We start from the raw sequence: 1,537 nt of genomic DNA on the forward strand, positions 1-1,537 counted from the left end.
TATTTTGTTGAAAAACTCGGGCTTGATCGGTTGGTAAGTTGCTGATTCAATTCTTCCTAAAGGGAGGGATCAGCCATGATGGGACCGAGACAGGAAGCGCAAGCGTCGCTGTTTTACGAGTTCTCGCTGGAGGATCATGTCCCGCAAGACCACCTTTTGCGCTCGATTGACCGGTTCGTCGATCTGGGCAGCATTCGCGCGCACCTTACGGATTTCTACAGCCACACGGGCCGGCCCTCCGTCGATCCCGAACTGCTGATCCGCATGCTGTTGGTTGGCTATTGCTTCGGTATTCGATCCGAGCGACGGCTCTGCGAAGAGGTGCATTTGAACCTGGCATACCGCTGGTTCTGCCGTCTCGACTTGAACGACCGGGTGCCAGACCATTCCACGTTTTCCAAGAACCGGCACGGCCGTTTCCGGGAAAGCGAACTGTTGCGTCGTCTGTTTGAGACAACTGTGGCACGCTGCATTGAGGAAGGTCTCGTCAGCGGCCAGCGCATGGCGATTGATGCCAGCCTGATCGAAGCCGATGCTAACAAACGGAACTCAACACCGAAGGAAGACTGGGACGCGGCAAGCATTGACCCGGCAGATGCGTCCCGCGCGGTCCGCGAGTATCTCGACACGCTGGACGAGGCGGCATTCGGCGCGGCCAGCGAGGTACAGCCCAAGTTCACCTCACATTCTGACCCCGCCAGCCAATGGACTGCAGCCCGCAAAGGCCCTGCATTCTTCAGCTATTCCGAAAATTATCTGATTGATACGGATCACGGTGTAATCGTCGATGTCGAAGCCACCAGATCAATCCGACAGGCAGAAGTCGGTTCAACAAAGACGATGTTGAACCGGGTCAAAGACAAGTTCGACCTGCACCCAGAACGGTTAATCGCAGATACCGCTTACGGTTCCGGCCCCATGCTGGACTGGCTGGTGAAGCGCAAGATCGCGCCGCACATTCCCGTTATCGACAAAGCTGGCCGGACAGATGGCACATGGTCCCGTGCAGACTTTGAATGGGATCCCGAGAACAACCAATACATCTGCCCTGAGGGCGAAGCGCTCAAGCAGTTTCGTCGCAACTACTCTGATCCGAACCGTGGCCCGACGGGCAAGGGCGTGGCCAAGTATCAGGCCCTCAAACACACCTGCCTGGCGTGCCCGTCGAAGATGAAGTGCTGCCCAAACGCCGATGCTCGCAAAATCACCCGCGAAGAACATGAAGACGCACGCGATGTGGCACGCGCCATTCGCAAAACGCCCCAATACAAAGTCTCGGCAAAGCTCCGAAAGAAGGTTGAGATGCTGTTTGCCCACCTCAAACGCATTCTCGGGCTGGGACGACTCCGATTACGTGGCCCTTGTGGTGCAACCGACGAATTCCTCCTCGCCGCCACCGCCCAGAACCTCCGAAAACTGGCCAAGATCTTTCCCGCACCGCAGCAAACGAGCAAAGCCTGACAAGAAAGGCACTCGCGCTCAGTTCGGTACGCCTCTCTCTGCGCCAGCAACACGTTGTTTTTCAACAATATCGGCG

The 1,537-nt window shown here is 56.9% G+C and carries 1 protein-coding gene; it reads left to right on the top strand.

Going from position 1 to position 1,537, the window contains the following annotated elements:
- The first annotated feature begins 75 nt into the window (after window positions 1–75).
- Window positions 76–1,461 (top strand): IS1182 family transposase, encoded by a 1,386-nt coding sequence (locus tag AC2FIR_RS24090; protein WP_496763507.1) that lies wholly within the window; start codon window positions 76–78, stop codon window positions 1,459–1,461.
- The last annotated feature ends 76 nt before the right edge of the window (window positions 1,462–1,537 follow it).

Source organism: Ruegeria sp. CDSB136 (assembly GCF_059610965.1).

Coding starts and splice junctions, on each gene's coding strand:
- AC2FIR_RS24090 (WP_496763507.1), top strand. CDS start 76: ATGATGGGACCGAGACAGGAAGCGCAAGCGTCGCTGTTTTACGAGTTC.